Source organism: Mesorhizobium sp. RCAM 06353 (assembly GCF_059683585.1).
The window spans coordinates 6,522,392-6,548,161 of sequence record NZ_CM185031.1 but is presented as its reverse complement, the minus strand read 5'-3'; the positions used below and the strand labels follow the sequence as shown (position 1 = coordinate 6,548,161).

The window sequence follows — 25,770 nt, the reverse complement described above, 5'->3', positions numbered from 1 at the left end:
CACTCATTGCGGATGGTTCGGCACTGAGGTAGTTTACACATTCGGATGAGGAAGGTGCCTGCTGCCGTGACGGATTTCACGCTTTTTTGTGTTGCTGTCTCGGCGGATTGTGAGTTCTTCAACAGACCTTGATGCCACAACCTGGGGGCTTGTGGTCGTCGGGTCGCGGCGGTTGAGGCAGTTGCCATGCTCCGACTTTGCGGATTGATCGCTATCTTCGTCGTAGCGGCCTTGACGAGTTTCGATGCGTTGGCCGATCGAAGGGTCGCCCTGGTGATCGGCAATTCCGAATACCGGGAAATCCCCGTTCTCAAGAACCCTGACAAGGATGCCGAGGACGTATCCAAGACGTTTCGGCTGGCAGGCTTCGAAGTGTTCGTTGCCAAGGATCTCACAAAGCTGCAGTTCGAGGAGCAGTTCCGCAACTACCTCGCTGCGGCGGACGGTGCCGATCTTTCCGTCGTCTACTATTCCGGCCATGGCTTTCAGATCGGCGGCGAGAATTTCCTGATCCCCGTCGATGCCTCGCTGAAGAATGCGGCCGACATAGAGGTCCAGGCGGTCAAGCTCGACGATGTGCTGCAGCAATTGCGCGCCAAATCGAAAATCCAGGTGATCATCCTCGATGCCTGTCGCAACAATCCGTTTCCGCGCAAGGATTATTGGCTGAGGGACCAGCTGATCACGGCCGGCAACACCGGCCTTGCGCAGGTCAAAAGCTCCTTGAACACGCTGATTGCCTTTGCCACCGAACCAGGGGCGGTCGCCTATGATGGCGCAGGAGACCTCAGCCCGTTTTCATCCGCATTCTCGCGTCGCGCCCTGGCGCCGAACCAGGAGATACGCTCAGTCATGGCCGCGGTGCGCCGCGATGTGGTCGAGGCTACGGAAGGCAAGCAGGTCCCTTGGGAAAACTCCTCGCTCATCGACGAAGTCGTGCTGATGCGCCGCGCCAGCCGGCCTTCGCTGCCGCCGGTTCTGGAGAAGGTCGTGCCGTCGGGTGTCGGACCTGTTGCCCTGGACCTGCCGGAACCGGTCGATGTCGATGGCGGATCGATCACCGTCAGCATCGAAAGGCCGCCGGCACTTGGGCGCCTGCTGCTGGACGGCAAGGCCGTGGCGGTCGGCGAACCGATCGAGGGCAAGGATCTGCCGCGCCTGAAGATGGAAGTGCCCAAGGGCGCCGGTGCGCCCGAAGAGGTCGACATGCTGGCCTACGCCACGCATGACAATTGGGGCGGCCAGGCCCAGGGCATCATGGTGTTCCGTGTCAAAAACGGCCAGGGCGCCGAGGGCGAACAGATTGTCGCCTCGCTCGAGACCGAGCAGAAACAGCAGGTGCTGGAGCGCGGCATACATATCACCGGCGCCGCCGAGGCGATCGAAAATCGTGAGATCAGCGTCCCGGTCGGTGTTGGGCCGGTTCCGCTGAAGCTGGACTTCCCGACAAACGATCCCGCGGTCAGCCTGAAACTGGCGAGCTATCCGGCAACGGGAACCCTGTCCCTGCCGGATCGTGCCCTGTCGCCGGAATCGAGCCTGATGGCCGATGAGGTCGACCAGTTGCGCTACGAACCCCAGATCGGTGCCGCCCAGCCGGTCGAGGTCGGCTTCGAGATCCGCGCCGACAGCAGTTCGTCCAAGCCCGCCACCATGAAGCTGTCGCCAAGCGTCGATCCCTGCGACCAGGCGGCCGGCGAGCCTCTCGATCTGCAAGGTGTCGTCCCCGGCCTGCTGCCAAATGAAATCGGCACCAAGGCCGTGAAGGCCTGCGAGGCGGCGGTGAAGGCCTATCCCGACGTCGCCCGCTTCCGCTACGAACTGGGCCGGGCGCTGCTTGCGGCCGGCAAGGTCGAGGACGCGAAGAAAGCCGTCAAGGCGGCAGCCGACAAAGGCCACGTACGCGCCGTGTTCGAGCTTGGCTACTTCAACGCGACGGGTACGGGAATGCCTGCCGACCGCAAGCAGGCCAATGCCCTTTATGCGGCGGCGTCCGACAAGGGCGATCCTTACGGGATGACGTCATGGGGGCGTGCCCTGTTCAACGGCTATGGCGTAGAGCGCGACACCGGCAAGGGGCTGGACCTGCTGCTCAAGGCAGCCGCCATGGGCCATACCTACGCGATGAATGATCTTGCGGCGATCTTCACGGAGGGCCGCAATGGCGTGCCCGCCGATCCGGCCCGCGCCGTGGCCTTTCTGAAGGCGGGCGTAGAGCGCCAGGACATGTATTCAATGAACCTGCTCGGCCGCAACTACCTGGCCGGTGTGGGCGTCGGGAAGGATCCCAGCCAGGCGCAAGGGCTTTTCCAGAAGGCCATGGATCTCGGCCAGCCTTACGCTCCGGCCAGCCTCGCGCGCATGTACCGCGACGGTGTCGGTGTCGGGCAGAACCTCGATGAAGCGCAGAGGCTATTCGAGCTCGCAACCGCACGCGGCGATCAGTCCGGCGCATATGATCGCGCGGCTCTCGAAATGCAGAAGGGCGACAAGGCCGACCAGGCGATAGCGGTGCGTTATCTGGCCTTCGCGGTCGCGCTTGATCTTCGCAAGGAATTGCCGGGCGCCCAGGCGACGCTGACGAAATTCGCAGTGAAGGCGAAGACGGCGGCGCTCAAGCAATTGCGCAGCGAACTCAAGTCGAAGATCGCGGCGAACGGCTCGCCGGACGACCAACTGGTCAAGACGGCCAGAGCGGTCTGGGAGCAAGCCAATCCGCGTCGGGACTTGTTTTGATCCACAAGGAGGCGATGGTGGGCAGGGCAGTGAAGCAGGCATTGATTGCAACAGTTCTATCCGGTGCCCTGGCGGGGCTAGCGGGCTGCATGTCCGTCGCACCCAAGCCCGAACCGGTGCTGACGACGACGAAGCACAAGCCGAAGCTCGTTCGCACGACGTCCACGCCGAAGATCGGCCAGCAGAAGAAGGTCACCGCCAAGAAGGTGATCAAGCCGGTTGAGGAAACCACTGTTCCCCCGCCTGTGGTGCCTACCGGGGGTGGAGGCAGCGGCGGCAGCAGCGGCGGTGGCTGGGGAGGTTGACCAAGCCTCGAGCGGTTAGCGGTAGCTACGACCATATTCTGGTCGTAGCAGAACGGACTCCTACACCGTTTTTCAAAGGCTTGGGGTCTCGGCAGCACCAGTTCTTTCGCCGATTATCCGGCCTTTTCAGGATTACCGGGAGTTGCTCGCCAACCCGTCGCAAGTGCTCTATGCTCGTGCTTGGTGTCGTGTCGATACGGTGGTCCTGGGCAGGGGGTTCCATGTTCGAAGTCGTCGCATTGTGGTGGAAAACGGGGTTCAGGAACCTCACCACGAGGACCATTGGCCTGGTCGTAGCCCTATCCGGCCTGCTGTTGCTCGGATCGCAAGCCGCGAGCGCCGCGCCGAACTGGACGCTCGATCCCGCCGCTTCGGTGATCACCTACCAGTCGGTCAAGAAGAACACGATCGTCGAGACCAACAAGATCAGGAACATCACCGGCACGCTGAGCGCGGCGGGTGATGCCAAGGTCACGTTCGACCTCAATTCGGTCGATACCGGCGTCGACCTGCGCAACGTCCGCATGCGCTTCCTGTTCTTCGAGACATTCAAATACCCGACTGCCGAACTGACGGCGAAGGTGGATCCCGCTGCATTCGCCGATCTCGCGACAAAGCGCAGGGTGAAGGCAACGCTACCGTTCCGCCTCAATCTGCATGGTGTCGACAAGGACCTCGAGGCCAGCGTCGTCGTCACCATGATCAGCGACACCATGGTTTCGGTGGCTTCGGAGGCTCCGGTCGCTGTCCATGTCGAGGATTTCGGCCTGCTGCCGAACGTCGACAAGCTGCAGCAGGCCGCCAATGTCACCAACATCGTGCCCACCGCGTCGGTGTCGTTCGATTTCGTCTTCGCCGCCGACGGCAGCAAGCCGGCAACTACCCAGGCCGCCGCGGCGAGCTCCACCGATGTGGGACCTGTCACCACCGATGCCGCCAAGGCGAACTTCAGCGACGAGGAATGCCTGAACAGGTTCGCCGTGCTCTCGCGCACCGGGGCCATTTACTTCCGTCCCGCCAGCGCGCGGCTCGACGCAAAGAGCCGGCCGCTGCTTGAAGAGGTCGAAGGTGTCGTCGGCAAATGCCCGAGCCTCAAGGTCGAGGTCTCCGGTTATACCGATTCCGACGGCTCGCCGGAGGCGAACAAGCAATTGTCGGAACGGCGAGCCCAGGCGGTCGCCGATGCCATTGTTGCAGCGGGGATTCCGCGCACGCAGATAACGGCTACCGGGTATGGCGAGGAGCGGCCGGTTGCCGCCAACGACACACCCAAGAACAAGGCGCTCAACCGGCGGATCGAATTTTCCGCGACCAAGCTCTGAGGCGGCGGTGAGGTCCGTTCTGATCGCCCGTTGCGGCGGCTTCTTTCGCGCCGCCGGCCTCGTGGTGCTAGCTCTGCTGTTGACTGTGACGGCCGCCAGCGCCGAGCGTCGCGTCGCCCTGGTCCTCGGCAATGCCCAGTATCAGCACGCAGCACCCCTCGCCAATCCGGTGCGCGACGCCCAAGCCATGGCCGATCGCCTGAAGAAGCTCGACTTCGAGGTGGTTTCCGGCTTCGACCTGACCAAGCCGCAGACGCAGGCGACGATCGCCCAGTTCGCAAAACAGGTGCGCGGTGCCGATATCGCATTGTTCTTCTACGCCGGCCATGGCTTGCAGGTTTCGGGCAAGAACTACCTGCTTCCGGTCGATGCCGCGCTGGAGGACGAGACCTCCCTCGACTTTGAGGCCGTGTCGGTTGATTTCGTTTTGCGCCAGATGTCGCGCGAGACCAGCATCAGGCTGGTGTTTCTCGACGCATGCCGCGACAATCCCCTCGCCGAAGTGCTGGCCAAGACCGCGGGCGTCAAGGGCGCCAGCAGCGGCCTGGCCGAGATCCCGATCGAGAATGGTGGCGCCGGCACGCTCGTCGCTTTCGCCGCTAGTCCCAATCAACTCGCCTATGACGGGTCGGGCGAGCATTCGCCTTTCACCGCGGCGCTGCTTCAGCACATCGGGGCATCCAACGTCTCCATCACCGAGGCGATGAACCGGGTGACTGGTGACGTCTTCAAGGCAACCGCCGGCAAGCAGCGCCCCTGGCTCAATGTTTCGCTGACCACGGAGGTCGTCCTGCACAAGGTAGATCTCAATGCGCCACTGATCGTGGGCGAGGCGAGCACGCCTCAGGCCGAAGGTGGCTCCGAAGCGCGCAATACCGGCGCGGCCGCTGCGTCAGGCCAAAGCAACGATCAGCTTGCGCTCGATGTGCTGCGCCAGAAAATCCCCAAGCTGGCGTCTGATGCCCCGATCCTTTTCAACCATCCGGTCGACTTCGGCGATGCGGCAATCGACGGCAAGAGCATCGCCGAACTGATCAAGGGCAAGCCCCTGTTCAGTCCGGTGGAGGGGCTGGACAAGTCGGTCTGGGAGGGCAAGCACTGCGACGGCTGCCACGAATGGAACGAGGCCCGGCTGTGCGATCAGGCGAAGAATTTCGCCGCCAACGATGTCTCTGTCTTGCGCCTACAACATCCGCTGGGAACACGCTTCAAGGTGGCGCTGGCCAAATGGGCGCAAGGCGGCTGCAAGTAGCGGCTCTAATATGCATCCACTGATTGGCCTGCCTCGATCTCGGCCATCTGGATGCCCATTTCGACAAATGCCGAAAGAACGGCAAACCTGTCCGCGAGAGCGACGCGGGCCAGTCCGGCCAGTATCCCGGCATTGACCGCATGGGCAGCAGGAAATGGTTGCAAGGTCGGTGCCATCGTCGCGGCCATGGCCGAACCATTGTCCCGCCATCCAGCAGCGAGCGCAATCCAGCCGACCGGCGTTGTTGGGGGTGTCGCCGCCGCTGTACCGAGGGCCAAGCGATGGCGGGGATTGTCCGGTTCACCCACCCAGTCGCCAATACGCGCAAGCAATTCCTGATCGGTCCCATCGAACAGCTCGGTCAGATGGCTCAGGCATTCATGCGCCCACCAGACAGCGGCCCGCTCGGGAAGCAGGTAGGCACAGAAGGTTATCGCTTCTTCGGGAACGCGTCCGGCCAGCAGGTCGCGGCAAAACGCGATCGGGTTTTGGTCGGTTGGAAGGGTTCTCATGTCCCGGGCAATAGCGGGGCAGGCCGTGAAAAGATCTCGTGCCGTCTTGAATCGGAGCCCATTGGCCATGACCGCCACGCTTTCATCGAGAAGCCTTGACCACTCAAGCCTCAGGCGCGGCGCGGGTCAAGTCTGAACCGGTGCCGCTGCAACACCCCCTCGGCACAATCATGCCCAAGAGCGTTTATCGACAGACAATTGCCATGAAATTTGGTATCGTGGCGATCGTCGAAATCGGATGCTCAAACAGGAGTAACCGCTATGCAGTGGGGCAGGTCAGCCTTTGTGTTGGCGGTCGTGTTTTTCTCGACCCACGTTTCCGCCGACCCCGTTCAGAAATCGGAAGACATCGTGAAGTTTTTTGCCGGCGCCGCCGATCTCGGCAAGTCGCGGGGAATTTGCGTCGGTACCGAGGAGGAGTGCAAGAGCAAGACCAAGGCAAAAGACGCGCCGGGAGAAAAATCCAGCCTCGATATGCTGATCAATTTCGGCCTGGATTCGGCCACACTCGACAACACCGCGCGCGCTGAACTCGACGAGTTCGCCAAGGCGCTGAAGGACAGCCGGCTGAGCACGTTCAGCTTCGTCGTCGAAGGTTACACCGACGCCACCGGCACGGTGCACTACAACGAAGGCCTTTCGCAACGGCGGGCGAAATCGGTGGCAGCCTTCCTGACGGCCAGTGGTGTCGATCCCGCCCGCATCAACGCGATCGGCATGGGCGAAAAGAATCCGCGCAGTCCCAACCCGTACGATCCGCTTAACCGCCGCGTGGAAATGCGAATTAAGACGCAGTAGCGCGTCGGTCAGTGTTTGAGCACGCCTCCTATCGCCACGCCGGCGCCGAAGATCAGTGCCTTTGTCAGGAACTCGTTATCGCGCCGGCGTGGTTGAGGATCATCCTGCCGCACCATGATCTGGCGGTCGCGCCACTTCTGAACGACCTGCCGTTGTTTGCGGGGTTTCTGTGCCACCGGCCTCATCGTGCGGGCCTTCTGCACAACGGGCTTCTTCGGCTGCGCCTTAGGGGCTTGATCGGCCGCATAGCTGGCACGCACGGCTTCCATCATCGGATCTGACTGGATCACGAGGAACGCCAGTTGCTCGCGCGTCAGATAGGTGGTTTGCGGCAGTCCGTTATCGGCTTGCCAGATGCCGATCGCCTCACGGGTCTGTGAGCTCAGGGTTCCGTCGATGCGCCCAATCTCGTTGCCCAACGCTTCGAGCCGCAACTGCAGGTCGACGCGGCCCTGGCGGTCGAGGCCGATCGCACTTTCCGTCAACTCGGTGCCCGGCGTCTGCTTCATCTCGTCCGGGACGCTGCCAGAGGTCTGCTCGGCGGAGCCGGAACCGGCGGTCGCTTGGTTCGTATCGAGGGCCGCGACCTGCCGGTTTTGAGCGTTCGGGCCGTTCAATTCGTCGATGTTCAACCGCGCCACGGTGGCGAAGCGACCGTTCGGAAACTGGTCGAGATAGGCCTGGTAGAACGGACCGGAATTGTGCTTCGAAGCCTCATCCCAAAGACGTTGCTCGACTTCCCAGGAAGGAGAGACATTGGCGACAGGGGCAGGGGCGGATGTCGCGGCTGCGTTCGATGCGTCGGCCACGGGATTTGCAGCCGCCGCCGCCGCGGCGACGGGTTTTCCCAGGAAAACCTCGCGTCCCAGCGATGCATTGTGCCACGGCCGCTGGCGACCTTGTGTGGTTTCGGTCACTTCGCCGCGCACGCGTGTCAGCGCGCCCTGGATTTCGACGCCAGGTTCGGTCAGATGCTTGGCGAGCGCGGTGGAGTAAGGACTGTCGGCCCCGTCGCCGTCGAAAGCGATGGCGCCAGGATCCGTCGCATAGGCAATCAGCAGACCGCCGGTACCGACGCCGTCCGATCTCGCTTCGACCGGCGCCAGGCCGGTGCCCAGCGAGGTGGAGCGGCTTTTCGGCAGTGAGGCCGCCAGCGTCCTTGCCAGCGGATTGTCGCGGCAAGCATCGAGGATGATGACGCCAATCGCCGGGTCGGGCGGCAATGCAGCCATGAAGTCGTCGATCTGGATGGTCCGGGTCTTGAGATAGGCCGGCGACGTCAAATCGGCGTCGATTGGGATCAGGTAATTCTTGCCGTCGACCTGCATGCCGTGACCGGCATAGAAAATGACCGCGAGGTCGGCGTCGTAGGCTTGCTCGGTGAACCGGCTGATGAGGCTGTGCATGCCGGCATTGTCCTGATCGACCCCTTCGATCACCTCGAAGCCGGCATTGCGCAGCGTCGATGCGATGAGGCGGGCATCGTTGGCGGGGTTGGGCAAGGTAACCGCATGGACATAGTTGCTGTTGCCGATCACCAGCGCGACGCGCTTGGCGTCAGGCGCGGCGGCCTCGGCGCCGAAGGCGGCAAGGAAAACCAGGATAATCCCGCTCAGAAAGACTGTGATCGTTTTCATGGACCAGCCCTCTACCCACCAGGGTGCTACATTTCGTCGGCGACTAGGTCGCCTGTGCCAAAAATGGCTCCTGGACTTGTGTGGTCCTGGCTGCGGCTTTGGTTCACAAAGGCCCGAGAAATAGTGACACCAATGGCCTGAGAGACTGATGCCGCACAGGCAGGCTCAAAGCGTTTTCTGAATCGAGCTGATGAGGGCGGTAACGGCCTGCTTGTATTTTTCGAACTCCGGCGATGTCTGGCGGATTTCCGTCGTCGTCGGTGGCGGGGTGGCGTCGGTGGCCACACGGCTCAGCTTCTGGCCCATCTTCCTTTCGGCCCAGTCCACCACATAGCTGGCTGTCTTGCCGGTGAGAAACGGGTTGGCCTGGATGACGGCCGACCCCAGCACGGCACTCAGTTGCGCCGAACCTGGCGCCGACAGCACCTGATGCGCGCCTTCCATGCCCAGGAAATGGCAGAGATAGAGCCGGCCGGCTGTGATCTGGTGGCCGCGCGCCCGCAGATAGGCCTCGCCTTCGCGTGCCAGATTGCGCACCATCTCACGCGAGATCGTGGCGTCGTAGCGCAGGGCGAGCAGGTCGGCGGTCGACAGTGTGCGCGCAAGTTCCGGGCGATAAGTGTTCATCATCCGGATCCAGGTCTTGGTTATGAACTGGCCGGCGCCGGTCGCCGAGGAATTCGGGTTCTTGGCGCGGGCGCTGCCGCCGCTTTCGACATGAACGATACGCTCGGTGAGCGTTTCGACAGCGACATCGCCGGAATTGCCAGAATTGCCGGTATCATAGGTGGCGACCGTGGTGACCGTCCCCAGCGGATCGATCGCCTCGCCGTTCTGGTAGAGCTCGAAATGCAAATGCGGGCCGGTCGAAAGCCCGGTGGTGCCGATATAGCCAATGACGTCGCCGGCCTTCACCTTGGTGCCGACGCCGCTCGCAATGGCGAATTTCTGCATATGCGCGTAGCGCGTCTCGCGCCCGTTCGCATGCGAGATCTTCACCAGATTGCCATAGCTGCCGCCATCGCCCTGGAAGCTGATCTCGCCGTCGAAGGCCGCCATGATCGGCGTGCCGACAGGGGCTGCCCAATCGACACCCTTGTGGATACGAACGACGCCGAGGATCGGGTGCTTGCGCGGGCCGAAGGTCGACGTCATGACCCCGTTCACCGGCGTGACCATGCCGTTCGCGACAGTCAGCGAACGCACCTCGTCATTGCCGGTGACGCAGGCGAACTGGCCGTCGCTCTGCTGGTAGACGAAACAGTCAATGGTCTTCTCGCCGCCCTGGACGCCGACATAAAGCACCCGCCCGGACGTCTCGTCCTTGCCGCGCGGCGTCTGCGAGTAGATCAGCACCAGGCGCTGGTCCTCGCTGGCGAAAGCATCGAGGTCCTGTCCTCGCGACAGGTACATGATCGCCTCGCCGATGACGCCGGTTGGAACCTTGTTGCGCGCAGCCGTCGAATAGATCGCGTCGAGCAGGCGGTATTGCCGCTTGGGCCCGCCTTGATCGGCACCGGAGTAGTTGAACAGGTCCTCGCGCACCCAGGGATCGACACCCGACACGAAGGCGCCCGCGGCGTTGCGTGTCAGCGTGCCGACAAAGACATTCTTGGCGTAGATCGAGACCTGCATGAGTGACATCGTCGTCGTCTCCCGGTTCGGCCGGAATCCGCGCATGGCGACGACATAACCCGGTTCCAGACCGTCGCGGTTGAAGAGCGCCTTCAGGGCTTCGCCTGCCAGCTTGGCGTCATCGGCGGAGAAATGTGCATCGAGCGCAACGCTGTCCAGGCTGCGGTCGTTGAGGATCTTCACGAACGTGTCTTCGGTCGCCTCGAAGCGCTGGTACTCGCTGGTCACGGTTGCGACGGTGGTATTGTTCTCGATCTGGGTCTTCTTGAAGGCGGGCAGCGCTGCCTCGCCCTGATCGATGGTCTCTCCCCAGCCGGCCTCCGGGTCGTCGGCATTCGGCTTGGGCGCCGAACCGGCCGGGGCCTCGCTCGCATCGGGCGCCGCCAGTTCATTATCCAGGTCGCCCTGCTGGTCGTCCGGTGCCACCGCCGCGGCAGGCGGAGCGGCCGGCTCAGTGGGTGCAGCAGGCGGAGATGTTGTCGGAGCGGTCCGCCGCTGTGCCTGGAAGAACGCGAAGTCCTCCTGCGTCGACGGGATCGTCGTCATGAACTTTTCGCTGGCACTCAGCATCACGTCGGAGAGGATCTCGATCTGCGGCGAGGCGCCGGAACTGTCGAGCTCGGCCGGGCGCGCTACCGCATGGCCCTTGCTTGCCGTGTCGGCATCGGGCGCTAGCGTGATCCACATCGGATCTCCGGCCAGATCGATAATGGCCGGCACATAGACGGATGCATCGGCCGGCACGTCGTCCGCGCCTTCGACCGCGTGCAATTCCTCGTCTTCGTCGCCGAACGACCAATAGTCCGCAGTGAGGTAGAAACCGGCGGCGATCGACAGCAGGACAATTACCGCGAACCCGGCAATGAGCCGGCGCCAAAGCGTGCGCCTGCGCAGCGCGGCGCGCGCCTGCTTTTTCTCTCTGAAGCTGGTGTCGATACTGTGCGTCACGGATTGCTTCCGGTCAGGAAGAAGGTCCACCGCACCTGTTCAAGCGTATCGACTTCGAGAAATTGCGCAGCGATATGGCCGCGCTGCCAGCACTCGTCGATGCCGCGGATCGAAAAACGCCGCCGCTCGATGCACATCTCGGTCGATCCGGTCAGGATCGCATGGCCGAAGACATCCGTCGCATAGATGTAGATGTAGCGGTTCGTCAGTTCCTCGCGGATGACGTTGACACATTGGTTTGCACCGATGGTCCACCAGCCGTCGGTCTGGTCCGCATTGTCGACCTTCTGGCCGACGGCGAGATTGACGACGTCGAGCGTCTGGTTGCAGACCGTGAATTCGGCGCGCGCTTCGCTGGACGTCAGCACGGCCAGCAGTGCCGCCCCTGCCATGACCGCAAGCTTGATGCGGCCCGTCAAGCCAGGCAGCGCTCGAGCCGGATCACGCTGCTCTATGGGCAGGTCGGCAGACGAGTTGGGCAGACACGAGCGGCAGCGTTCCATCGGCCCATGCTATCCGCCCAGCCGGAAATACTTGGCAGTGGCTGAAAATTGCGATCCGTCGGTCTCGATCTCTTCGAGAATTTTGGGCAGCAGCACCGAGGCCGGCGTCGGCGTGGAAAACGCAGCCGCCTGGATATCCTGCGGGCCCGTGATCACCATGATGATCTGTGGCACGGCCTTCCCGGCGGCCTTGTCGGCGGCGCCGAGGCCGATCGGGATGCTGAAGGTAGCCTTGTCGGATTGCGCGACGATGCGATCGTCGAGATTGAACACCATGCCCTTGTGATCGATCAGCAGGACGCTGGAAATGAGCCCGCCACGCGTCACCAGCGTACCGCTGATCGGCGTCCCGTCCGGCACCGATGTCCGGTCGAGAACAAGCTGCGGCTTGTCGGCCGTGGTCTGCCCGAGAAAGCGCAGAAAGTTGGTGACCTCGCATTGGCTCGGCTTGATGAGGCGAACGCTGATGTCCGGCTCGACATGGAATTTTGCCTGGAAATCGCTGAGCATCCGCTCGAATGGCTGGACCGCCGTGCCAAAGCCTTCGATCGCGGCGGCCTTGTCGGTCGACGACGTCATGGTGGCGTAGAAACAGTCGCCGCCGCCGAAGTCGCGAACCCACGAGACCCGTTGCGCACTGTCGTCGACAACCGGGGGGACCACCGGTTTGGGCAGGTTCAACGCGACGACTGGTTGGTCCGGCTGTTTGGCCGGCGGTGACGACGCGTTTTGGTCCTCGGCGTTCGCGGCATCCGTCTGGCTCGCGTTGGGCTTGGGCGCCGGCTCGGTCGCCTTGGGCGCTGCCGGCTGGCTGATCTGAGGCTTGGGCTTCGGGGTCTCCACCGCCTCTGGCTGGGCCGGCGGCGGCGTTGCGACCTTCTCGGCCGCCGGGGCTGGAGCGGTCGTCTCAGGCGCTGGCGCTGCCGTTTGACTGTTGCTGGCCATCTTATCTGGCTGGATTGCCGGCGATGCCGTTTCGGGCGGCTGCTTCACCTCCGTTACGGATGGCTTCGGGGGTTCTTCGGTTTGCGCAGAGGCAGTGGGCTTCGCCGGCTCCGGCGCTTGCACAGGCTTGGCATCTGACTGGCTTCCAGCCGATGGCGCGCTCGCCTCTGTTTGCGGCTGCGCTGCCATTGCCGGCGGCTTCGCGGGCTCCTCGGCCTGCGAGGGGATTTCGGCTGGCTTGGCCGGCTGCGGCTTTTGAGCTGCCGCGGCATCTGCCTGTTTTTCTGCCGGAGGGACGCTGGCCTCCGGCTGCGCTGATGGAACCGGCTTTGCCGGCTCGGGGGCGCTCGCGACCTTGTCCGTGGGGGGCGGCTTCGACGTTTCCGCTACCGGCTTTGATGGTTCGGGCGAAAGCGATGTCTTGCCGGCAGTCGGCGTCGCAGGCGTCATGAAGCCGCTCAGATACAGGCCCGCACCCGAGGCGACAGCCAGCGCCGCCAAGGCAGCAATCGCGATGGTTCGGATCTTCGTGGATTTTCCAGGGACATCCGCTGCGCGAACACGCGGCGGGCCGGCGATCGGCGAAGGCTTCGGTTCGGACAAATGCGCGGGCCGGACATGCGGGACGAAGCGCTGCTCGCTCGGGTCCGTTACCGTCGGCGCGCTGTGTCCGGCGACATTGGAGGGCTGGGCCGTCGGGGCAGGAACAAGGGTTTGCCCGGCAGGTGGCAGAGCCGGACGGTCGCGGGGTGTCCTGGATGGCGGCGGCGTTGTCGCTTCCTCTTCGCCGCGCGTCATCCGGGCGATGTCAGCCATGCTGACCGGCCGGTCTTGCGGATCCGGCTGCAGCATGGCTTCGACAATGCCGCGAAAATCCTCGTCGATGTCTGAGAGATCAGGCACGGTCCGGCGCTTTTCGATGATCTCGTACTGTGAGCCGCTCATGTCGATTGGCTTGCCGCGCAAGGCGGCAGCCAGCACCAGCCCAAGGCTGTAGATGTCGGACTGCTCGCTGACGTCGCCGCTGTACAGCCCGAGCTGCTCGGGTGAAACGTAGTTGTATTTTCCCGCGAACTTTCCGCCGATCAGCGTCTCCCCGCCCACGGTCGCCGATCGCGCTATGCCGAAATCGATGATCTTTGCGCGGTCGACCCGGCCCCCGGGCAGGATGATGTTGTCGGGCGAGAGGTCGCGATGGATTGCTCCAGCCTGATGCACGGCGGCCAGGCCGGATGCGAGGCGATGACAGAGCTTGCGCACCGCTTCTGTCGGCATCGGCCCACGCCGCATGATGTCGAACAGCGACTCGCCGTCGACGAATTCCATTGCGAGGTAGGGACGGCCGATCCCGGGATCGATGGTGAAGACGTGGTATCGCACGACCGCGTCATGCGACAGATGGTTGAGGATCGAGGCTTCCTTGCGGAACAAGGACAGGATCGTCTGGTCGCGGGCAAACTCGGGCAGCACGATCTTGATGGCGACGTGGTCTCCGGTCTGGATGTTGTGGCCACGGTAGACCTCACCCATGCCGCCGAATGCGATCCGTTCGTCCAGTTCGTAGATGCCGCTGAGCTGCGTGCCGACCGCGGTGTTGGCCACCTGCGGCGATATTCGCGTCTTGTCGTCGGCGCTCATCAGCCTCGGCCCTCCGCTCTGGACAGATCAGGATGGAGCGATTGTCCATTGCGCTCGTTTGCGATCTTCACCAGCACAATGGTGACATTGTCCGTTCCGCCCCGCGCCAGCACCGTTTCCAGCAGATTTTCGCAGGCAGCCTGAGGCGTTGCCGACACCACCGCGGCCTCGATCTCGGCGTCGGTGACATGCGCCGTCAGCCCGTCAGTGGCGAGCACGAAAATGTCCCCCGGCATCAGTTCGCCCTGCTGGAAATCGATGACGAAGTCGTCGCTCACGCCGACCGCATGCGTGATGACATTGCGGCGTGGCCAGGTGAGCGCCTCGGCCGCGCTGATCATGCCGCGATCCAGCAACTCTTGCACTTCGGTGTGGTCTTTCGAAATCTGCGAGATCGCGGCGTTACGGATCAGATAGACCCGGCTGTCGCCCGCCCACAGACAGGCAAACCGTCCGTCCATCGCCAACAGGGCCGCGACCGTGGAGCCGATGGTGATGCCGCGCGATTCCGATATGCTGCGGATCTCGGCATTGGCCCGGCTCAGCCTGTCCTCGAAGCGCGCCCTCAGGTCCGGAGCCGAGCTTGCGATGCCGATCGTGGCCAGGTGGTCGACAATGCTGGCCGAGGCAACCTCTCCGGCATCATGCCCGCCCATTCCGTCGGCCACCACCCAAAGCCCGGTTCGTGGCTCGAGCAGGTAGTTGTCTTCGTTGACCTCGCGGACACAGCCCTTGTGGCTCACGCCGAAACTGTCAAAGGGAAGGGCGACATCGTTCACCTTGCCACCAAACGCGTCTCACGCGTCCTCTGCGGCGCACTCCCGGGCGCCCGCTTAGGGCAGTCTGCCACAGGCTCGGCCATTAAAGTATCGAAATTAAGGTCTGGGCGCCTGGGGCTCGTGCAGGGCGTCAACGCGTTGAAAAGTTCGAAGCCCATCTCAAAACGCCTTCGGACAGCTGAACCCGGAAAGTGCCGGAAGCAGGAACGGGTTGGGGCCGGAGCCGGTCTGGATCGTATAGGTGACGTCGCGCCCGCCGATCACGAAGCGCGCTTCGACATTGTTGTCGGTGCCGGTGATGGTCGCCTTGTCCATGAGTCGCTTCAGCGCCCACGGCCCTTCGAACTTGATGCTGGATTCGCGGCCCGGCATCTCCGGCGTCAGGCTCAGACTGGCAGACCCGGAGGCCGCGCCGCTCGGCCAAGTCACGATGCTTGGCGCATTGCTCGCCTGGTTGCTCTGGACGGTCTGACCATCGACATCGAGCACCGCCGCATCGGCATCGCCATGCAGTGAGAACGGCGTGAAGGTGATGCTGATCGAGGGCGTCGAACCGCCTTGAGGAAAGAAGGCGCTGCGGATTTCGGCCGCCTTCTGGAAGTTTTTCAGCGTCGATTTCGACAGGTCGCGGCCGAAGCGCGCATCCTGTTTCCAGCTCCAGTCCTGGCCGCTCATGTCGATCAGCGGTGCGAGATTTTGCGCGAAGAACCGGTCCATCAACCCGCCCGGAGCGAACAGTTTGGCGAAATCGGCCATCGCCATGTCCTCGGCGCCAGTGCCGGAGAACGGATAACGGCCGTTCACGGCCGCCTCGCACGGAGCCGTAACCGTCTGGTCGAGCAACTGGTTCAAATTCGTCACCGAAGTCTCGGCGACGTTGCCTTCGAACTCGTCCGCCGTCGCATTGACCATTCTGGCGAGCGGCTTGGGCAGGCGCGAGGAATTGGCGCGAAGGGTGGCTATCTGCAGCTGCAGATTGGCGTTGACGCGTTCCGTCTGCGACGGCACGTCGGTCGCCAGTTGCAGGCTCTGGTAGATGTCGCGGAAATTCTGGGTCAAGGCATCGACCGGTCGGCGTCCGGCAGGGCCGCTCACCAGGGCCTGGAACGACCTGAACTGCGCTTCGATGTTGGCCCCGGGATTCTGGTTTGTTGCGGATCCCGTGCCGGCACGGCTTTGCGATTTTCCGGTGGCGATTTGTATGCCGATGCGCGCCAGCCCCTTGGCCATCTTTGCTGCGTCCGGAGACTGGCCTTGAACCATGCCGGCCTCAACCCCGGCGCCTGAGTCTTTGGCGTCCCGCGTCAGGGCTGTTTCGTCGGCGATAGCCGTAAACAGCTGTTCGATTGGCGAGCTTGGCGAGGCGACGGCGGAAAGCGCGATGTAGTGCGGCTTGTCCTTCAGCATCGCCTTGAATTTCAACCCGTCGAGCACGCTGTTCCAAGCCGTTGCGAATTCCTTGCCATAGCGATCGAGAAGTTCGGGGCCGAGCTTGAGCAATTCCTGATCGATGCCGCCTTGCTCGCCGCCACCGCCGAGGACCCACTGGTCGTCGACCAGGGTCTGGGCAATGCGCGAGAGCTGACCGAGATAGAAGGTGTTGAAGCCGGCATAGGTATAGAGGCCGGGAACACGAAGGCCTGACAGGTCGCCGCCGTCGACACGCTCGAACAGCAGCTGCGCCTCCGGTCCGCCTTTGACGGAAACGGAAAAATCCTCCAGCGCTGCCGCATAGACCGCCGACTTGATCAGTGCGGAGGCGCGGTCGGCAAGGCTCATGCGGCCGAGCGAGCGCTGAGCGGCTTCGACCAGCGGCTGGTTCAGTTCGAAAACCGGATCATAGGCGTCGTCCAGGGCAAGCATGGCGCGCAAATGCTTTTCGAGCTGCTCGCGTCCTGCGCGGTTGTTTTCGCCCGGATAGCGGTTCTGCTCCCAATCCTGCTTCATCCAGGAAACGATCAACGCGTCGTCGACCTTCGGCGCCTTGCCGCCAAGCATCAGATAGATTTTCAACGGTTCATAGAGCGCGGCGGGATCGGCCATTTTGGCCTGGATCGTCCGCTCGGCCTGGATCAGCAGGCGTGACCGGAACATGCGTTCCAGCGCTTGCCGGTAAGCCGCTTTGGATGCCGAAAGCAGTCGCTCCCGCTGGCTGAGGCCGAACGTCTCCTCGATCGGTGTCGGCACGTCGCCGGTTTCGAACCCGGCCGGCAGATCACGCAGCTGGTCGAGCGGACCGATGACGTTTTCGAGGTCGACATCGGTGACCTCGGTGCTTTTCAGCAGCGCGTCCGCCGTCGTGCGGTACTGGCTCATGGCCTGCGTGGTCGAGGCGATCAGTGACCTGTTCGCCGTGAAGCTCAGCGCCAGGGTGCCGAGAGCCGCCGTCGCGATCAAGGCGATGGCGCTAAGCCCGGCAAATCTGCCGATCGCCGCCCGCCTTGCCGCCGATTTGTCGTACGAGACCCATCCGGATTCAGCAAAAATGACGCTTGTCAGCAGATCATGCAGAAAGAAGCTTTTGCCGCTTCCGGAAAGATGCGCGCGGGAATTGCTGCCGAAGCTGCGGCCGATCGCGCCCAGCACCTGATCGATCGGCGTTCCCTCTTGCGTGCCTGACGAGAAATAGAGTCCACGCAGGCTGGCATTCGCCTGGCTGCGGCCCGGATCGAACAGGCCGGCGATAAAACTGGCAACTCGGCCCTTCAGCGCGCCAAACTGCGCCGGAAAGCCAAAGATGGATATGCGCGCGACGGGATCGGTCTCGTCCTGAAGGCGGTCGGGCATCTCCTCGACCAGGCGTCTTGCCAGCGCATCGAATTCGGTCGGCGCCTCGGCGGCCATGTTCTTGGTGCGATCCGTGGTCTGGAACGTCGCGCCCCAGACCTTGCGCCGGCGCGGTTCGTCGAAACCGCCGAAATAGTCCATGAACCCGACGACAAGATCGGCCTTGGTGAACAGCAGATACACCGGAAACTGGATTTTCAGCGTCTCGTGGATTTCCCGCAGGCGGCTGCGTATCTCGATGACGTGAGCGTCAAGCTGCTGATCGTCGAGGCCGATGAGATCGGCAAGGCTGATCGCCAGGATGACGCCGTTGATCGGTTGGCGTGTGCGGTATTTCTTGAGCAGCGACAGGAAGGCGAGCCAGCTCTTGCTGTCGCTCTCGGCATTGGACTCCTGCGTCGTGTAGCGCCCGGCGGTGTCGATCAGCACGGCCTGGTCGGTGAACCACCAGTCGCAGGCGCGCGTTCCGCCCACGCCGGCGACTGGCTGGGCATCACCCGAACCGGCCAGCGGAAAATTCAGGCCGGAATTGACCAGTGCCGTTGTCTTGCCCGCGCCGGGCGGACCGATGATGATGTACCAGGGGACCTCATAGAGGAAATTGCGCTTGCCGCTCGACCGTTTGAGCGCGGTGATCGCCTCGTTCATGCGCGCCTCGAGCACCTGCGAGTCGTCGTTCCTGTTGTCGTTGCGGGCAACGGCCGTCTCCAGCGCCTTTTGCGCCTTGCTCATCCGCCAGAAACGCAATCCATAGAACAGCGCCACGGCCGCCACGATCACGCCGATGATTGCCGCGCGCAGCCAGACAGGTCCGAGAGGACGGCTATCGGCGAAGCGGATCAAGGGCCCGGCAAACCACACCGCCGCCGAAAAACCGGCGAGCGCGATCATGCTGAAGATCCGCAGCAGCCAACGCGTCATCGGCGCTTCCAACCGGCCGTGCTCACAATGTTTCCTCCTTGGCGATCATCACATCGACACGGCGGTTCTTGGCGCGCCCTTCCGGCGTTGCATTGTCGGCGATCGGCTCGTCCTCGCCCTTGCCGTCCACCGTCAGCCGGGAAGGATCGCTGAACTTCGGCGCCATCATGGTTTCGACGACCTTCGCCCTGGCGACGGACAGGTCGAAGTTGGACTTGAACGGGCTCGATTTTCGCGGCTTCACATTGTCCGTATGGCCGACAATCCTGATCGGCCCGCGCTCGGGTTCCAGGGCGGCTGCGATATCGGCGGCTATGGGCTGGAATTCCGGTTTCGCATCGGCCCTGCCGGACTGGAACAGCACGAGATTGTTGATTTCCACGACGACGAAGTCGCCCTTCGTGCCGACGGTCAGCCCGCCGGCTTCGACTTCCTTGGCCAGCGCCGAGCGGATGCGGTCGATCTGCGTGGTTGTGGCGGCAGGCGGGGTGACTTTCACCGGCTCGGCCAGCGGCGCCACGCTGGCGCGCTCGATGGCGATCGGCGTTGATGGGTTGAGTGCCAGCAATTCGCCGGCGGCGGCGTCGCCTTCATTGGTGATAAAGACCCGCAACGCGAAGAATGCAGCAGTCAGCAGTGTAGTCGCCGCTGCCGCAACGACCCAGAGCGGCAGGCGTGTCGACGATTGCGACATCGTCGCCGCCAGGCCCTGCCAGCGCGGCGAGATGTCCGCGTCCGCACGAGGCTTGAAATAGCGAAGCGTTTCGTAGACGTCGCGCCGAACCCGTTCGAGATTGGTGTCCTCGCGTGTCAGGCCGCGATACTGGCCCTCGAACCCCAGCGACAGGCAGACATGCATCAGCTCGAGAAGATCGTAATGTGCCTCCGGGCTGGCCAGGATTTTGTTCAGCGCTTCGAAAAAGCCCGTGCCGTTGGGCTCGACGTGGAAGAACTGCAACAGCATGCTGTGCTGCGCCCAGGCGTCTTCGCGCGGCCAGGGCAGGTTGCCGATGAGGTCGTCGGCGGTTTCGCTCAGGACAAATTTCGCAATCCGCGCATCCTCTTCGGCAACGCCTGATTTCTCCAGTGCCCTGTCGAATTTATCAATCGTCTCAGCGACATGGTCGGCCAAGGGCTCCGCCTGTCTCTCGACGGGGATAAGCCTGAGCTGGCCGAACAGCATCAGCAATGGTGCGGCCGCGGCAAGGATCGGGTTTGCCGCGGAATATCGGACACTGTCGGTGATATCGAGCAGAGTCTCCTGCCGCACGGCAGGCGTCGGCGCGGCCGCGGGAGGCGTTCCCTGATAGATCACCGTCCCGGATGTCCAACCCGGCGGCGTATGTCGGCCGACGCCGGGATCGAACACGGTCGACTCCTTGACCTGCGAGGGTTGCCCGCCATCCACGGCGGGCTCCTGAGCGACGGGCACCGGCTTTCGCTCACGGCGTGGCGTGGCGCGAATGACGGTCTTGCCCGCCGGGCCGAAAGGATCGTCCTTCGAGTTCATGGCCGATTGTCCGTTGGCGCGGGTCGCCCGCGCTCTTGCCGGTCAGGCGCAAGGCAGCTCGCGGTCAGGTAACGCAAAAGCGAACCCCGCGGAGCAGGGCAGTGTCTTGAGGACGGTCGGCTACTCCTTACTATCCCGCCGTAAGATGACATTGCCGCAGACCCCCAGGTCGATCAGCCTTACCCGCTTGGCGAATTGTCGTATGCGATCGTAATCCCGGAAACTCCCGATTGGAACCGGATGCCGCGCACCGAAGAAGTGTCTTCTTCGGCTGTGGCGCCGCGGCTCCCCTGAAGCGCCTATTTCTGCTTGTCGGCTTTGGCATAGGCTTCGCTGAAATAGGCCAGGAATATGTCCAGCATGCCGTTCTCGTGTGCTTCCTCCATGGTTCGCCATGTCGCCACAAAAGCGTCCCAGGCCTGGCTCTTTTTCGACGAGAACGACGTCGGCGGAAGCTTTCTTCCGATCGCTTCCGGAGACAGGTCGTCAAGCAGCCGCGACAGCGCGGCCTGCATGGCGGCATAGGTGGCGAATTCGTGAGTCTTGAGATCGCGGAATGCATCTTCGATGCTGCGCCTGGCATCGAGATAGCCGGCCCGGCGCCGGGCGAACATGATTTCGAGGATGTCGTCGGTTCCCGGAACGAATTTCAGCGGGTTGTTGTCGGCGGCGCTGATCATCGTTCGTTGCGTGCTCTTGGCCAGCATCTTCGCCGCCGCGCGCGCCTTCAGCAGCAAGGTCAGTTCCTCGACCACCGTCCGCAGGACAGCGCCGATTTCGGCGGCAACTTCATGCGGGTCGCGCGATTGCAGCAATTCCGGCGAGATGCCGGCTCCGATCGCGATCTCCCGCAGAACTTCATCCCTGGTCGAGGGCAGGGGCGGTTGTGACGGGAACGTCGATGCCGCAACGCGCTGCCCAGACCGTTGCTCCGCGGGGTCGAAGAACGGCCCATCTCCGAATTCCAGCGACCGACCTGCCGCGACAGGCATTTCGCGCTGCGTCGAACCGTGGCTGGGATGGCCGGTCGCGGCGCGCTCCTCGTCGATCGACACGAAGATCACATAACGGCCGATGAGCATCCGGTCGCCGTTGGCCATCCGATGCGGGCCGGTCATGCGTTGGCTTGATCCATTGATGTAGGTTCCGTTGCGCGAGACGTCGTGCAGCCAGAACGCGCCTGCCTCGTAGCGGACCTCGCAATGCCGGCCCGAGATGAACTTGTCGGGGTCCGACAAGGTCCAGTCGCAAGCATCGCGCCCGATCTCGAAGCTGCGATCCCGCGCCGCGTAGCCGGTCGAGATGCCCGCAGGCAAGGCGTCGACATTGTTGATTTGCAGACTGATGTACATCCCGGATCGCCGTCGAACACTGACCGATACTCCACATTCTAGCAGTTTGCACATCCAACAGGACAGCAGCGTTTCGAGGCAATGCATCGACAGGTTAAGGTTTTCCGCCGTGCGTCCTCTTTGGTCGGCGCGACAACATGTGGTAGGCTCAACATGGCCTGGTGCGGCGGGCCTGAAAAGTTCCTTATGAGATTGCGGGAACTTCAAATCCACCGCGCCGGGGCCGCGTCCAGGAGGGGCACGACCCATGCCGAACGAACGTGCCACGGTTGTGCAAACACCCGTCGGCGCCGAACTGACCTTCACGCATCTTGTCGGCCGCGACGAGATCAGCCGCTGCTTTGCCTATACGGTTGGGTTCGTCAGCCCGAGCCACGATATCGATCCGCTGAAGATGCTGGGAGGCATGGTTTCGGTCGAAGGCGAATCCGATCCGAAACGGTGGTTCAGCGGCCTGGTGTCGGAGTTCCGCTTGACCCGCATCGAGGACCGGCTGGCCTACTACGAAGCGGTCGTCAGGCCGTGGCTCTGGTTCCTCGGCAATGCCACCGATTGCCGGATTTTTCAAAACATGACCGCTGTCGAGATCGTCGAAAAGATCTTCTCGAAATACGGTACGGCGAAATTCGAGAAGCGGCTGCAAGGGTCGTATCCGTCGCGCGAATATTGCGTGCAGTACGACGAGAGCGATCTCGATTTCGTGCAGCGCCTGCTCGAGCACGAAGGCATCTTCTATTTCTTCGAGCATGACGAGGGCAAGCACACGCTCGTGCTTTGCGACGCGATGAGCAAGCTGAAGCCGGCGCCGGGCTACGAGAAGATACCCTATAATTTCGAGGGACAGGGCTCGCGGCGAGACGTTGAATACATCACCGAATGGATTCCGGGCAGTTCGGTGCGGCCGGGGGCTTATGCCCATACCGACTATGATTTCAAGAAGCCTGGCGCCGACCTGATGGCGAAGTCCGCCCAGCCGTTCAGTCACAAGGAAGCCTCTGGCGAGAATTATCGCCAGCCTGGGGCGCATCTCGATGTCGGGCGCGGCGACACTCTGGCCGGTATCCGACGCGAGGAACTCCAGGCCGTGCACCAGCGCAATACCGCGGTCGGAACCGTGCGCGGCCTCCACTCCGGCTGTACTTTCAAGCTGGAGAGCTTTCCGCGCGATGACCAGAACCAGGAGTATCTGGTGGTCAGCGCCGAATACAGGTTGTTCGATCCGGGCTACAGAACCCAGAACGAGGCCCACATCGAGAATTACAAGATCGTTCTGGGTGTCGCGCCGACTGCCTTGCCCTATCGCCCGCCGCGGATCACGGCACGGCCGATCATGCGCGGGCCGCAGACGGCGACGGTGGTCGGGCCTTCCGGCGAGGAGATATTCACCGACAAGTATGCCCGGGTGAAGGTGCAGTTCCACTGGGACCGCCTGGGCAAGAAGAACGAAAACAGTTCCTGCTTCGTGCGTGTCTCGCAGACCTGGGCCGGCAGCGGCTGGGGCTTCATCCAGATACCGCGCATCGGCCAGGAGGTGATCGTCGACTTCCTCGAAGGCGACCCCGACCTGCCGATCATCACCGGCAGGGTCTACAATGCTTCGCAGATGCCGCCCTACGGCTTGCCGGGCAACGCAACGCAATCGGGCTGGAAATCCAATTCCTCGAAAGGCGGCGGCGGTTACAACGAGCTGATGTTCGAGGACAAAGCCGGCTCCGAACTGGTCAATTTCCAGGCGCAGAAGGACCACAACCTTCTGATCAAGCACGACCGCACCAAGCTCGTCCAGCACGACCAGTCGGACCGCATCGACCACGACGCCAAGCATTCCGTCGGCCACAACCTCGACGAGGACGTCGGCAACAACAAGACGGTCAAGGTCGGCGTCGACCAGACCACGAATATCGGCAACAACGACACCGAGACGGTGGGCAAGAACCGCTCACTGACGGTAGGGTCGAACGAGACGATAGGCATCGGTTCGAACTCGACGGAGACGATCGGCTCCAACCATTCGCAGACGGTGGGGATTGTCCAGACGGTGACTGTCGGCGCTGCCCGCATCGATACGGTCGGCGCATCCGAGACGCGAAGCGTTGGCGGCCCGCAAACGAATACAATCGGTGCGACGCGGTCGGTGACCGTAGGCGCAGCGCAGAGCCATGACATCGGTGCAGCGGACAGTTGGAACATCGCGGCGGCGCAAAGCGTCAATGTCGGCGCCGATCAGAGTTTCACCATCGGCGGCGCGCAGTCGTCGCAGATCGGCAAGGGCAGGTCAGCAAAAATCGCTGCGGACGACGCAACCGATGTCGGCGGCGGGCACGCGCTCACGGTCGGCAAGGGCAGCGGAATCCAAATCGCGGAAGACAGTTCGATCAAGGTTGGCAAGAATCTGATGATCGATGCGGGCGACTCGATCACGCTCAAATGTGGCTCAGCGTCGATCACGATGAAAAAGGACGGCACCATTGTCGTTGATGGGAAGGATATTACACTCAAGGGCAGCGGCAAGATCACCGTCAAGGCCGACGGCGAGGTGATCGTCAAGGGCAGCACGATCAACAACAATTGAGGGCGTCATCATGGAAGTGCTCGAGCGTATCGACGGCGTCGTGATCGGCCTGCTGATCGGTTTCGAAGGCGGGGCGCCACTGGTTGTCTTCGTCGGCAATCCGCGCGAGACCGCGATTGCTGCGCGCAGCCTGACGGAACTGGACGTTTCGGCCATCGGGTCCGAACTTGCCTTGCTTTTCGAGGGCGGCGACCCGGCGCGGCCGCTGGTCGTCGGGCGCATCGTCGATCCGGTGCCCCGCAGCAGGAGCCTTGAACTTGTCCGTGACGGCGAGCGCATCGTCATCACTGGCGATGAGCGCATAGAATTACGCTGCGGCCTGGCATCGATCATTCTGGAGAAGAATGGCCGCGTGACCATTCGTGGCACCCAGTTGACCAGCCAGGCCAGTGGCACCAACCGCATTCGTGGCGGGGCCGTGCATCTCAACTGAGGCATTGCCGATGCACAGCATCGCGACCATTGCGGCGATCGTGGACCAGCACGCCGAGGACGCGGCTTTCCTGTGGCTGCGCCGTCGTCGGGAGATCGACGGACCAATCCTCGACGAGGTCGATATCGGTCGCATGGACCAGCGTCTCGAAGCCAATCTCGAAGGGCTCATGGCCGCCGGCAAGACCGGTTGGGAAGCTGCTCAAGCGCATTTCGCCGACTACGCCGAACCAGGCGAACTTTTCGTCCTCGGCACTCTGGCAATGCGTTGGAGCGATGCCAAACTGGTGACTTCCGCAATCGACGCCGGCGCAAGCCTGGGTGAAGCCGGCATTTCGAGCTTGTCCGCTGCGATCGCGCGCACGCCGCGCGAAAACCTGCGTCCCTTCGTGGCGCAATGGCTGGACACAAGTGATGCGCGACTGCGCTGCCTTGGGCTGTCTGCGCTCTGGCATAATCGCGTCGATCCGGGACCTCGCCTGCATGATCTGGTCAGCCATTCCGACGCGAACGTGCGCCGGCGCGCCATTCGGCTCGCTGGCGGGCTCCGGCGGCGCGACCTGCTTCCGGCAGTCCTGACCCGTCTTGATGGCGAGACGGCGAAAGAACGTCTTGCGGCTGCCTTCGCCGCTTGCCTGCTTGGCGAGGTGCGGTCCGCGCACCCAGTGATCGACAAGATCGTGCTGACGGAGACGGACCAGGCGGAAGCGGCGATCGAGCTACGCCTGCTCACGACGCCGCCCAAGGCCGCGAAAGCCTGGCTGCAGACGCTCCTCGGCCAGCCCCTGCTGCGCGCAGCGGCAACCGCGTCGATCGGCCTGCTTGGCGATCCGTCCGTAATGCCCTGGCTGATCGAGAAGATGCGCGAGCCGGGACTTGTCTTTGCGGCCGGGCTGGCGATGCGCGATCTGTTCGATGTGGACTTCAACGACACCGACCTGTTCACGATAGACCCGGCGGATTTGGCGAAGGAGTTTGAATCTCTGACCGACAGCCCGTTGCCGGTCGCCGATCGCGTTGCCGCATGGTGGGACGAGGGACGGGGCGGGCGCAACCACAGGCCTTTCCATTCGATGCGCAGGCTCAGGCTGGATGCGCTGCGCGCGGCAATCGCCACGCCCGAGGCGCCGCTGGCAGACTGGCGCATGACACGCAAGTTCCCGGCCTGGATGTGATCGTTTTCGCC

General features: G+C 63.1%; 18 protein-coding genes. 8 read left to right on the top strand and 10 right to left on the bottom strand.

The window, feature by feature from the left end; all coding sequences use genetic code 11:
• Positions 1 to 186 precede the first annotated feature (186 nt).
• From AC56QX_RS31680 to AC56QX_RS31665, 4 genes are all read left to right on the top strand, one after another.
• Positions 187 to 2,736 (top strand): caspase family protein, encoded by a 2,550-nt coding sequence (locus AC56QX_RS31680; protein ID WP_497112482.1) that lies wholly within the window; start codon positions 187 to 189, stop codon positions 2,734 to 2,736.
• Positions 2,733 to 3,041 (top strand): hypothetical protein, encoded by a 309-nt coding sequence (locus AC56QX_RS31675; RefSeq protein ID WP_497112481.1) that lies wholly within the window; start codon positions 2,733 to 2,735, stop codon positions 3,039 to 3,041. Before AC56QX_RS31680 ends, AC56QX_RS31675 begins: the two co-directional genes overlap by 4 nt.
• Before the next feature lie 221 nt (positions 3,042 to 3,262).
• Positions 3,263 to 4,363, top strand: coding sequence for an OmpA family protein (locus AC56QX_RS31670; protein ID WP_497112480.1), 1,101 nt, complete (start codon positions 3,263 to 3,265; stop codon positions 4,361 to 4,363).
• Between the two features lie 7 nt (positions 4,364 to 4,370).
• Positions 4,371 to 5,615 (top strand): caspase family protein, encoded by a 1,245-nt coding sequence (locus tag AC56QX_RS31665; RefSeq protein ID WP_497112479.1) that lies wholly within the window; start codon positions 4,371 to 4,373, stop codon positions 5,613 to 5,615.
• Positions 5,616 to 5,620: 5 nt separating this feature from the next.
• Here AC56QX_RS31665 and AC56QX_RS31660 read toward each other — a convergent pair whose 3' ends face one another.
• Entirely contained in the window at positions 5,621 to 6,196 is a 576-nt protein-coding gene (locus tag AC56QX_RS31660) for a DUF6931 family protein (protein WP_497112478.1), read from the bottom strand.
• 192 nt (positions 6,197 to 6,388) lie between these two features.
• On the opposite strand from AC56QX_RS31660, the gene AC56QX_RS31655 reads away from it, so the two are divergent.
• Positions 6,389 to 6,925: an OmpA family protein gene (locus AC56QX_RS31655; RefSeq protein WP_497112477.1), complete on the top strand. Its 537-nt coding sequence runs from the start codon at positions 6,389 to 6,391 to the stop codon at positions 6,923 to 6,925.
• A gap of 8 nt (positions 6,926 to 6,933) precedes the next feature.
• Here the strand turns inward: AC56QX_RS31655 and AC56QX_RS31650 are convergent, their stop codons facing one another.
• The 8 genes from AC56QX_RS31650 to tagH all read right to left on the bottom strand — a co-directional run bounded on the left by AC56QX_RS31650 (position 6,934) and on the right by tagH (position 21,580).
• Complete coding sequence (locus AC56QX_RS31650) at positions 6,934 to 8,562, bottom strand: caspase family protein (RefSeq protein ID WP_497112475.1); 1,629 nt, start codon at positions 8,560 to 8,562, stop codon at positions 6,934 to 6,936.
• A gap of 165 nt (positions 8,563 to 8,727) precedes the next feature.
• On the bottom strand, positions 8,728 to 11,145 hold the full coding sequence (locus AC56QX_RS31645) for a M23 family metallopeptidase (RefSeq protein ID WP_497112473.1): 2,418 nt from the start codon (positions 11,143 to 11,145) through the stop codon (positions 8,728 to 8,730).
• Positions 11,142 to 11,537 (bottom strand): DUF1036 domain-containing protein, encoded by a 396-nt coding sequence (locus AC56QX_RS31640; protein ID WP_497117991.1) that lies wholly within the window; start codon positions 11,535 to 11,537, stop codon positions 11,142 to 11,144. Before AC56QX_RS31640 ends, AC56QX_RS31645 begins: the two co-directional genes overlap by 4 nt.
• Positions 11,538 to 11,657: 120 nt before the next feature.
• Complete coding sequence (locus AC56QX_RS31635; protein WP_497112472.1) at positions 11,658 to 14,231, bottom strand: serine/threonine-protein kinase; 2,574 nt, start codon at positions 14,229 to 14,231, stop codon at positions 11,658 to 11,660.
• Positions 14,231 to 15,010, bottom strand: coding sequence for a PP2C family protein-serine/threonine phosphatase (locus AC56QX_RS31630; RefSeq protein WP_497112471.1), 780 nt, complete (start codon positions 15,008 to 15,010; stop codon positions 14,231 to 14,233). Before AC56QX_RS31630 ends, AC56QX_RS31635 begins: the two co-directional genes overlap by 1 nt.
• Positions 15,011 to 15,169: 159 nt before the next feature.
• On the bottom strand, positions 15,170 to 18,718 hold the full coding sequence (tssM, locus tag AC56QX_RS31625) for a type VI secretion system membrane subunit TssM (protein ID WP_497112470.1): 3,549 nt from the start codon (positions 18,716 to 18,718) through the stop codon (positions 15,170 to 15,172).
• 22 nt (positions 18,719 to 18,740) lie between these two features.
• A complete protein-coding gene (gene tssL / locus AC56QX_RS31620; RefSeq protein ID WP_497112469.1) occupies positions 18,741 to 20,228 on the bottom strand; it encodes a type VI secretion system protein TssL, long form in 1,488 nt (495 codons plus the stop codon).
• A 299-nt stretch (positions 20,229 to 20,527) separates the two neighbouring features.
• Positions 20,528 to 21,580, bottom strand: coding sequence for a type VI secretion system-associated FHA domain protein TagH (tagH, locus tag AC56QX_RS31615; protein ID WP_497112468.1), 1,053 nt, complete (start codon positions 21,578 to 21,580; stop codon positions 20,528 to 20,530).
• A 247-nt stretch (positions 21,581 to 21,827) separates the two neighbouring features.
• Between tagH and AC56QX_RS31610 the strand changes: the two genes are divergently transcribed.
• Positions 21,828 to 24,152, top strand: a complete 2,325-nt coding sequence (locus AC56QX_RS31610; RefSeq protein ID WP_497112467.1) for a type VI secretion system Vgr family protein — start codon at positions 21,828 to 21,830, stop codon at positions 24,150 to 24,152.
• A 7-nt stretch (positions 24,153 to 24,159) separates the two neighbouring features.
• Positions 24,160 to 24,585: a DUF6484 domain-containing protein gene (locus tag AC56QX_RS31605; protein ID WP_497117990.1), complete on the top strand. Its 426-nt coding sequence runs from the start codon at positions 24,160 to 24,162 to the stop codon at positions 24,583 to 24,585.
• Here AC56QX_RS31605 and AC56QX_RS31600 read toward each other — a convergent pair.
• Positions 24,578 to 24,790 carry a hypothetical protein gene (locus AC56QX_RS31600; protein ID WP_497112466.1) on the bottom strand — a complete coding sequence of 71 codons (213 nt, stop codon included), beginning with the start codon at positions 24,788 to 24,790 and terminating at the stop codon, positions 24,578 to 24,580. The two genes, AC56QX_RS31605 and AC56QX_RS31600, sit on opposite strands and share 8 nt — an antisense overlap.
• On the opposite strand from AC56QX_RS31600, the gene AC56QX_RS31595 reads away from it, so the two are divergent.
• Positions 24,755 to 25,759, top strand: coding sequence for a hypothetical protein (locus AC56QX_RS31595; RefSeq protein ID WP_497112465.1), 1,005 nt, complete (start codon positions 24,755 to 24,757; stop codon positions 25,757 to 25,759). The two genes, AC56QX_RS31600 and AC56QX_RS31595, sit on opposite strands and share 36 nt — an antisense overlap.
• Positions 25,760 to 25,770: the final 11 nt, after the last annotated feature.